Source organism: Cupriavidus sp. BIS7 (assembly GCF_000292345.1).
In the GTDB taxonomy this organism is placed as follows: domain Bacteria; phylum Pseudomonadota; class Gammaproteobacteria; order Burkholderiales; family Burkholderiaceae; genus Cupriavidus.
Genome location: NZ_ALOU01000095.1, coordinates 1 through 7789, shown reverse-complemented (window position 1 = coordinate 7789; position 7789 = coordinate 1). Strand labels below are relative to the sequence as shown.

The window sequence follows — 7789 nt, the reverse complement described above, 5'->3', positions numbered from 1 at the left end:
CTCTCCCGCGCGCGGGAGAGGGGTTGGGGGAGAGGGTATCGAGGCTCAAGCCGCGACTTGTCGGAACTTGAACTGCCGCGCCCTCTCCCCCGGCCCCTCTCCCATTGCATGGGAGAGGGGAGAACACCGAATACCGGAGGTGTTCAATCGCTTACTGCTTGATATCGATCTCGTCGAAGTTGAACGAACCGTCAGGCATCACATAGGCGCCGGAGAGACGCTTCGAACGTGCGTAGACGATCTTCTCAGTCACCAGGAAGGCCCACGGTGCATCCTTCCAGATACGTTCCTGGGCATCCTTGTAGAGCTTGGCCTTCTCGGCGCGATCGGTCGTGCGCAGTGCGCCCGCGATGTCGGCATCGACCTGGTCGTTCTTGTAGTACGCGGTGTTCAGCAGCTTCGGCGGCATCGCTTCCGAGGCCAGCAGCGGGCGCAGCGCCCAGTCCGACTCACCGGTCGACGACGACCAGCCCGTGTAGTACATGCGCACGCCCGCGTCTTCAGGCTTCGGCACGGACTCCACGCGTTCCACGCGCTGGCCGGCTTCCAGCGCCAGCACCTGCGCCTTGATGCCAACCTGCTGCAGTTGCTGCTGGACGAACTGGATCAGCTTCTGCGCGGTGGTGTGGTTATAGGCCGACCACAGCGTGGTCTCGAAGCCGTTCGGGTAGCCGGCTTCCTTCAGCAGCGCGCGCGCCTTGGCCGGGTCATACGGCCACGGGCCCAGCTTCTCGGCATAGTCCACGCCCGGCGGCACCACGCCCACTGATGGGACGGCATAACCGGCGAACGCCACCTTGGCCAGCGCTTCCTTGTTGATCGCGTAGTTGATGGCCTGGCGCACCTTCGGGTCATTGAACGGCTTGACCATCGTGTTGAGCGACAGGTAGCGCTGGATGATCGACGGCGCAGTAATCAGGTCCACCTTCGGGCTGCCCTTGAGCACGGCGGCCTGCTCGAACGGGATGCTGAACGCGAAGTCCGCTTCGCCGGTCTGCATCACGGCAGAGCGCGTGTTGTTGTCAACCACGGGCTTCCAGGTGATCGTGTCGATCTTCGGATAGCCGGTCTTCCAGTAACCCGCGAACTTCTTGCCCTTCAGGTAATCCGTCTGCTTCCATTCCACGAACTCGAACGGACCGGTGCCGACCGGGTGGAACGCGATGTCCTTGCCGTACTTCTTCAGCGCGGTGGGGCTGATCATCACGGCCGACGGGTGGGCCAGCACGTTGATGAACGGCGAGAACGGCTCCTTGAGCGTGATGCGCACGGTGTTCGGGTCCACCACGTCGGTCTTGGCCACGCGGTTGAACAGCGTGTAGCGCTTGAGCTTGTTGGCCGGATCGGTCACGCGGTCCAGGTTGGCCTTGACAGCCGTGGCGTCGAACGTGGTGCCGTCGTGGAACTTAATGTTCTTCTTGAGCTTGATCGTGTAGACCAGGCCGTCCTTGCTGACGTCGTAGCTGTCGGCCAGCACGTTGACCAGCTTCATGTCCTTGTCGAAGCCGAACAGCCCCTGGTAGAACGACTTCATCGCCCCCTGCGACAGCGTGTCGTTCGCGTCGTACGGGTCCAGCGTGGTGAACGTCGAATACACGGCCATTACCGCGTCCTTGGCGGCAAACGCCGGCGCGGCAACCATCATGCCCAGCGCGCCTGCTGCTGCGGCGCCGGCCATCAGGCGGAACGAAACCTTGCGGTCAGACATTTTTCTCTTCTCCTCGTGGAAAAAACCTAACTTCAGTAGGCGCCGCCGACGGCGTGCCGGGCTACGTAATGTCCGTGCGCGCCGCTTCCGGCAACGGCAACCAGCGGCTGAACCACCGGTTCGTCGCCAACCGCGCGGATCGGGCTTGGGATTTCATCAGACAGCGGTTCGCGCTTCATATGACGGCGCGCCGGATCCGCAACCGGCACCGCCGACATCAGCTTCCGGGTATACGGATGCTGCGGATTCTCGAAAATGGCGCGGCGCGGGCCGATCTCGACGATCTGGCCCAGATACATCACGGCCACGCGGTGACTTACGCGCTCGACCACAGCCATATCGTGCGAGATAAACAGGAACGCCACGCCCAGTTCGCGCTGCAGATCGAGCATGAGGTTGACGATCTGCGCCTGGATCGAAACGTCCAGCGCGGAGACCGATTCGTCGGCCACCACCACCTTCGGATTCAGCGCCAGCGCGCGCGCGATGCAGATCCGCTGGCGCTGGCCGCCCGAGAACTCGTGCGGGTAGCGCGATGCATGCGCGCCGGTCAGCCCCACTTTCTCCAGCAGCCAGGCCACGCGGGCCTCGGCCTCCCTGCCGCTGGCCACGTTGTGCACGAGCAGCGGCTCCATGATCGAATAGCCAACCGGAACGCGCGGGTCCAGCGACGCAAACGGGTCCTGGAAAATGAACTGGATATTGCGGCGCAGCGCCTGCAGCGCGGGCCCGCGCATCTGGCTGATGTTCTGGCCCGCGAACTCGATCGTGCCGCTCTGCGAATCCACAAGCCGAAGCAGCGAGCGTCCGGTGGTGGATTTTCCGCAGCCCGATTCGCCGACCAGCGCCAGCGTCTCTCCCGGGTACAGGTCGAAGCTGACCTTCTCCACCGCGTGCACGCGGCGCGTGACCTTGCCGAACAGGCCGCCGGGCACGTCAAAGCGCGTCACCAGGTCTTTCACGCGCAGAATCGGCGCGGCGCCGGCCGGAATCGTGTCCTGCGGCACCTCCGTGACCGGCGTGTTCGTGTCGCTCATCTGCACCAGCGGGAAGCGGGCCGGCAGGTCGGTGCCCGCCATTGCGCCAAGCTTGGGTACCGCCGACAGCAGCGCGCGCGTGTACGGATGGGCGGGAGCGTGGAACACTTCGTCAGAGTTGCCCTCTTCCACCTTTTCTCCGCGATACATCACCAGCACGCGGTCGGCCACCTCGGCCACCACGCCCATGTCGTGCGTGATAAAGACCACGCCCATGTTCATTTCGGCCTGCAGGTTGCGGATCAATTGCAGGATCTCGGCCTGGATCGTCACGTCCAGCGCCGTGGTCGGCTCGTCCGCAATCAGCAGCCCCGGCTTGCAGGACAGCGCCATGGCGATCATCACGCGCTGGCGCATGCCGCCCGAAAGCTGGTGTGGGAAACGATCCAGCACGCGGCGCGCTTCGGGGATGCGCACGAGTTCGAGCATGCGCAGCGCCTCCGCGCGTGCCGCGGACTTGCCCTTGCCCTGGTGCAGCCGGATAGACTCCGCGATCTGCTCGCCCACCGGGAACACCGGGTTCAGCGAGGTCATCGGCTCCTGGAAGATCATCGCCACGTCCGCGCCACGCGTGCGGCGCAGCGTGGATTCCCCGGCGTTGACCAGATCCAGCACGTCGCCATTACGACGGCGCAGCAGCATGCTGCCATTGGCGATCTTGCCGCCGCCGTGCTCCACCAGACGCATCAGCGCCAGCGACGTCACGGACTTGCCCGATCCCGATTCACCGACCACGGCCAGCGTCTCGCCGCGATCGACATGGAACGACAGGTTGCGCACGGCCTCGACGGTGCGCTCCGAGGTGGCAAAGCGCACCGTGAGATTGTCGACTGCAACCACACGCTGGGGCGGCAGCACGATGCCTTGTTTCGAGACGGTATTCGCCATATCAGCCGTAAATCCAGACATTGACCGGTTCGCCCACGCGCGCCACGCCGCGATACATGCCTTCCGTATTGAACGGCAGCGTGACATTGCCGGCGCGATCCACCGCAATCAGGCCGCCGCGACCGCCGATCGCGGGCAGCTTTTCCATCACCACGCGGCGCGCCGATTCCTCGAGCGACAGCCCTGCATAGCGCATCTGCGCCGAGACGTCGTATGCGGCCACGGTGCGGATGAACATCTCACCCGTGCCGGTGGCCGATACGGCCGCCACGTCGTCGGCATAGCAGCCGGCGCCGACGATCGGCGTATCGCCCACGCGGCCCACCTGCTTGTTGGTCACGCCACCCGTGGAGGTGGCCGCGGCGAGGTTTCCGGCGGCATCGCAGGCTACCGCGCCAACCGTGCCGAACTTGCTGTCGGGATCGATCGGATCGGCAGCCCCACCAGCCACCTGTGCAGCCTGTGCGGCCAGCGTCGCTGCGTCATGGTCGAGCAATGCCATGCCGCTGCTTGCGCGGGCACGCACCCATTGATCGTGACGCGCCTGCGTAAAGTAATACTCGGGCGCCACCAGTTCCAGCCCCTGCGCTTCGGCAAACGCCTCGGCGCCCTCTGCGGCGAACAGCACATGCTCGCTATGGTCCAGCACCGCGCGCGCGGCAAGCACAGGATTGCGCACGCGCTTGACGCAGGCCACCGCGCCGGTATCGAGCGTGGCGCCATTCATGACTGCTGCATCGAGTTCGTAGGTGCCGGCATTCGTCAGCACGGCACCGCGGCCGGCGTTGAACAGCGGGCACTCCTCTAGCAGCCGCACGGCTTCCGTGACGGCATCGAGCGCACTGCCACCATCGGCCAGCACACGCTGGCCCGCCAGCAGCACCTGTTCCAGCGCAGTGGTGTATTCGCGTTCGCGGTTGGCGTCCATGGCTGCGCGGGTGATCGTGCCGGCGCCGCCGTGGATGGCGATAACAGCTTGGGGCATGGGGGTCCTTCTACTTCAGTCGGGATCAGTCGGAAGATTTCGGCGCGGCCCGGCCGTCGCGCGCATCGGGCGCGCCATACAGCCACGGCAGCAGGAACTCGGTCATTTCGGCCGCGGCCTTGACCGAGCGTGCCGAGCGGTGCGCCACGGCGCCGCACAGTGCCTCGATCAAGGCTAGTACCGTTGCATCGGAATTGGCGGAGAACCGGTATCCGGCATTCGCGTAGAGCGTGTAGTCGGCCAGCGGCGCCAGTGGCGAAGCCGGGCCATCGGTCAGGGCCAGCAGCCGGCCACCATGGTCCTTGACGCGCTGGGCCAGCAGCATCGTGTCAGTCACATAGCGCGGAAACGCGATTGCAATGACCAGGTCCTGCGGCTGCAGCTTGAACAGTTGCCGTCCCGCGTGCGACGCGCCGCCGGCGGCCGACACCGAGGTGACCATGCGGCAGTGCATCTCCAGCCCATGCTGCAGCAGCCCGGCCAGGAAACCGCTGGCGCCGAAACCCATCACATAGACGCGCTCGGCCTCAAGAATGGCCGACACGGCCCGCTCGCAGGCGGCGGGATCAATCGCCCGGCGCGTGGCTTCCAGGTTGCGGATGCCGTCTTCGAACGATGCGGCGAAGACTTCGGCAGCCGTGGTGGGACGCGCCAGTTCGTCGCGCAGGCGCTCCACCGGTGCCAGCGTGGCCTCGAAACCGCGCACTAGCTCGGCCCGGAACTGCGGATAGCCTTCGAACCCCAGCGCCCGCGCGAAGCGGTTGGCCGTGGCCACCGACACATTCACGGCCGTGGCGAACTCGTCGATACGCATCGTGGCCGCGCGGAACGGGTTCTCCAGCACGTATTGCGCCATGCGCTGGTGCGCAGGCGTCAATGTGGGCAAGGCGCGGGCAATGCGTTCGGAAATCGACAGGCCGTCTGGCATCTCAAGGACTACTGGGTGGACTACTGGATGAATTCACAACAATGACCGGCGCACCAGGACGAGTATCGTAGTTTCGTGAAAAGACACTTTCTTGGTGCGTCAGAGGCTGTAAATGAATTTACACGCAAATGCCGTACCCGGAGAGCAAAAAGTGAACGATTACGGGTAATCCCTCAGGACAAGCGCGCAAACATGGGAGTCTGCGCGGCCGTGGCAGGCGGGCGCGATACAATGCCGGCCTGCCGAAAAAACCGTTTCCAGCTTCAGCCTGCCCTCCCCGTGATCCGAATCGACCAGCTTGTCCTCCAGCGCGGCACCAAGGTGCTGTTCGACCACACCAGCGTGACGCTCAACCCGGGCGAGCGCGTAGGCCTTGTCGGCGCCAACGGCAGCGGGAAGTCCACGCTGTTCTCGATGCTGCGTGGCGATCTGCATGCCGATGGCGGCGATGTGTTCGTGCCCGCGCAGTGGCGCATCGCGCACGTGGCTCAGGAGACACCAGCGGTTTCCCGCACGGCGGTGGAATATGTGATCGACGGCGATAGCCGCCTGCGGGAGATCGAGGCACGCATTGCCGCGGCGCAGGCCAGCGGCGACGGCTCGGCCGAGGGCGAGGCCCACGCCGCCTATGCCGATGCCGACGGCTACACGGCCGCGGCCCGCGCCGAAGCGCTGCTGCTGGGCCTTGGCTTCACGCTGGCGCAGGTTTCGCAGCCGGTGGCGTCGTTCTCGGGCGGCTGGCGCATGCGCCTGAACCTGGCACAGGCGCTGATGTGCCCGTCCGATCTGTTGCTGCTCGACGAACCGACCAACCACCTGGATCTGGACGCCATCGTCTGGCTCGAAGACTGGCTCGCGCGCTACCCGGGCACGCTGGTCATGATTTCGCACGACCGCGAATTCCTCGATGCCATCTGCAACGTCACGGTGCATATCGAGAACCAGCAACTGAAGCGCTACGGCGGCAACTACACGCAGTTCGAAACGATGCGGCTGCAGCAGATGGCCCAGCAGCAGGCCGCCTATTCGCGCCAGCAGAAGGAAATCGCGCACCTGGAATCGTTCATCACCCGCTTCAAGGCCAAGGCCACCAAGGCGCGTCAGGCGCAAAGCCGGGTCAAGGCGCTGGAGAAGATGGAGCGGCTGGCGCCGGTACACGTAGCGGCCGGGTTCGCGTTCGAATTCCGCGAGCCCGATTCGGCACCGAATCCAATGATGGTGCTCGATGCGGTTGACTGCGGCTATGCCGAGGCCGATCCGCCCGTCACGATCCTGCATAACCTTGCGCTGTCGATCCAGAACGGCCAGCGCATTGGCCTGCTTGGCGCCAATGGCCAGGGCAAGTCGACGCTGGTGAAGACGCTGGCCGGCACGCAAGCGCCGCTGAACGGCACGGTCCGTCTTGGCAAGGGGCTGGTGATCGGCTATTTCGCGCAGCACCAGCTTGAGACGCTGCGCGACCATGATTCGCCGCTGCAGCATCTGGCGCGACTGGCGCCGGACGTGCGCGAGCAGGAATTGCGCGATTTCCTGGGCAGTTTCAACTTCCGCGGCGACATGGCCACGTCACCAATCGAGCCGTTCTCGGGTGGCGAAAAGGCCCGGCTGGCGCTGTCGCTGATCGTCTGGCAGAAGCCGAACCTGCTGCTGCTCGACGAACCGACCAACCACCTGGACCTCGACACCCGCGAAGCACTGACGATGGCGCTGGCCCAGTTCGAAGGCACGCTGATCCTGGTCTCGCACGACCGGCACCTGCTGCGGGCCACGTCGGACCAGTTCATGCTTGTGGCAGACGGCACGATCCGCCCGTTCGACGGCGACCTTGACGACTACCGCGACTGGCTGCTGCAGCAGGCCGCCGCCAAGCGCAACGCCGCCACCGCCGCACACGCCGCCGAGGCCGCGCCCGTGGTCAACCGCAAGGACCAGCGTCGGGCCGAAGCCGACGAGCGCCAGCGGCTGTCTGTGCTGCGCAAGCCGCTGACAAAGGAACTGGAGAAGATCGAGAAGCGGATGTCGGTGCTGCAGACCGACAAGGCAGCGATCGACGCATTCATGGCCGATGCAGCCAGCTACGAGGATGCCAACAAGGCAAAGCTGATGGAGATGCTCAAGCGCCAGGGCGAAGTCACCGGCGAGCTTGATCAACTGGAAGAACGCTGGCTTGAACTGCAGGAGCAGATCGAGCAGATTGCCTGAGGGCTTTCGGTTTCTACGGTCTTGCTCCCCTTATATGAACA

General features: G+C 65.1%; 5 protein-coding genes. 1 reads left to right on the top strand and 4 read right to left on the bottom strand.

The features are described 5' to 3' along the window. Window positions 1-151: 151 nt before the first annotated feature. Genes gsiB through B552_RS0125800 form a run of 4 tightly spaced genes read right to left on the bottom strand, consistent with a single transcriptional unit; the run spans window position 152 to window position 5546 of the window. A complete protein-coding gene (gene gsiB / locus B552_RS0125815; protein WP_019451957.1) occupies window positions 152-1708 on the bottom strand; it encodes a glutathione ABC transporter substrate-binding protein GsiB in 1557 nt (518 codons plus the stop codon). A gap of 32 nt (window positions 1709-1740) precedes the next feature. Beyond that, window positions 1741-3633, bottom strand: a complete 1893-nt coding sequence (locus B552_RS0125810) for a dipeptide ABC transporter ATP-binding protein (RefSeq protein ID WP_019451956.1) — start codon at window positions 3631-3633, stop codon at window positions 1741-1743. 1 nt (window position 3634) lies between these two features. Next, the gene (locus B552_RS0125805) at window positions 3635-4618 is read right to left on the bottom strand and encodes an isoaspartyl peptidase/L-asparaginase (RefSeq protein WP_019451955.1); all 984 of its coding nucleotides are present in this window, start codon (window positions 4616-4618) and stop codon (window positions 3635-3637) included. A 25-nt stretch (window positions 4619-4643) separates the two neighbouring features. Continuing rightward, on the bottom strand, window positions 4644-5546 hold the full coding sequence (locus B552_RS0125800; protein WP_019451954.1) for a MurR/RpiR family transcriptional regulator: 903 nt from the start codon (window positions 5544-5546) through the stop codon (window positions 4644-4646). 279 nt (window positions 5547-5825) lie between these two features. Here B552_RS0125800 and B552_RS0125795 point away from each other — a divergent pair, with 279 nt between their 5' ends. Further along, window positions 5826-7748, top strand: coding sequence for an ATP-binding cassette domain-containing protein (locus B552_RS0125795; RefSeq protein WP_019451953.1), 1923 nt, complete (start codon window positions 5826-5828; stop codon window positions 7746-7748). Window positions 7749-7789 lie beyond the last annotated feature (41 nt).

Excerpts from the sequence above, each read along its gene's own strand:
- gsiB (WP_019451957.1), bottom strand. The coding sequence starts at position 1,708 with ATGTCTGACCGCAAGGTTTCGTTCCGCCTGATGGCCGGCGCCGCAGCA.
- B552_RS0125810 (WP_019451956.1), bottom strand. The coding sequence starts at position 3,633 with ATGGCGAATACCGTCTCGAAACAAGGCATCGTGCTGCCGCCCCAGCGT.
- B552_RS0125805 (WP_019451955.1), bottom strand. The coding sequence starts at position 4,618 with ATGCCCCAAGCTGTTATCGCCATCCACGGCGGCGCCGGCACGATCACC.
- B552_RS0125800 (WP_019451954.1), bottom strand. The coding sequence starts at position 5,546 with ATGCCAGACGGCCTGTCGATTTCCGAACGCATTGCCCGCGCCTTGCCC.